This window comes from Streptomyces aureus (assembly GCF_001418135.1).
Lineage (GTDB): Bacteria > Actinomycetota > Actinomycetes > Streptomycetales > Streptomycetaceae > Streptomyces > Streptomyces aureus_A.
In genome coordinates this window covers 1-1,106 of sequence record NZ_LIPQ01000632.1, presented here as the reverse complement: position 1 = coordinate 1,106, position 1,106 = coordinate 1, and the positions used below count along the sequence as shown (strand labels likewise).

1 protein-coding gene is annotated in these 1,106 nt (G+C 73.1%); it reads left to right on the top strand.

Going from position 1 to position 1,106, the window contains the following annotated elements:
• Positions 1-1,106, top strand: a 1,106-nt coding sequence (locus AOK00_RS35425; RefSeq protein WP_055604210.1) for a hypothetical protein, incomplete at both ends; no start/stop codon positions are given.

Here is a 1,106-nt window from a genome sequence, read left to right as displayed (position 1 = left end):
CCCTCGAAGGGCCAGGCCCGGCACGCCTCCCTCGTCGCAGCGATACGGGACCGGGCCTGGCCCTTCGAGGGCTGGACCGGCAACAGGCGCGACGAGTGGAGCACCCTGACGACGGTCCGCCCGGGCCGCCGGGGCGACCGTACCGTCACGGTCGACGACGCCTCGGCACTCCGGCGCGGCCAACTCGTCGTCCTCCGCCTCGCCGACGACGCCGGCCACACGCTCCTGGAGCACATGGCGGGCGACGGCGCGGGCCCGGAGGCGTACGTCTGGGCCGACAAGACCAAGCTGACCAGCTACGTCCCCTACGAGTGGCCCGTGCGGATCACCGCCGTACGCGGCCGGACGGTCACCCTGGAGCGCCCGCTGCCGCTCGACGCGCGCCCGGAGTGGGACCCCCGGATCGTCTCCGGGACGGAGGCCCTCACCGACTCCGGGGTGGTGGGCCTGACCCTGGAGGCGGTCGAGACCCCGCAGTCCCCGCACCTCCTGGACAAGGGCCACAACGGCGTCACCTTCCAGTGCGCGTACGACTGCTGGGCGGAGGACGTGGTGGTCCGGCACGTCGACAACGGCTTCGGGCTCGTCGCCGCCTCCGCCTGCACCCTGCGCCGTACCCGGGTGGAGGGCCGCGGCTCCCACCACCCGTACTTCTGCCGGGAGGGCGCCCACGACAACCTGGTCGAGGACTTCCGCATCGCGGCCCGTACGGTCCCGGCGCCCGCCGGCACCCAGCTGCACGGCATCAACGTCGAGGGCCTGTCCAGCCACAACGTCTGGTCGCGCGGCGTGATGGAGATGGGCACCTTCGACACCCACCGGGGCATGCCCTTCGCGAACGTGCGGACCGAGATCACGGTCGAGAACAACGGCCGGCACGGCGGCGACGCCTCCGCCGGTCCCCTCTACGGGGCCCGGTTCGCCCACTGGAACGTGACGGTGACGAACGGCCGGGCCGGCCTGGTGAAGATCGACACCATCGCCCCGTACAGCGCGACGGTCGGCATCAGCGAGGTCCGCGAATTCGACCAGATCGACGTCCCGGACTTCACGGGCGAGCTCCACGCGCGCGTGGAGGCCTACGGCAGCCCGGGTTCGGTGCGCCC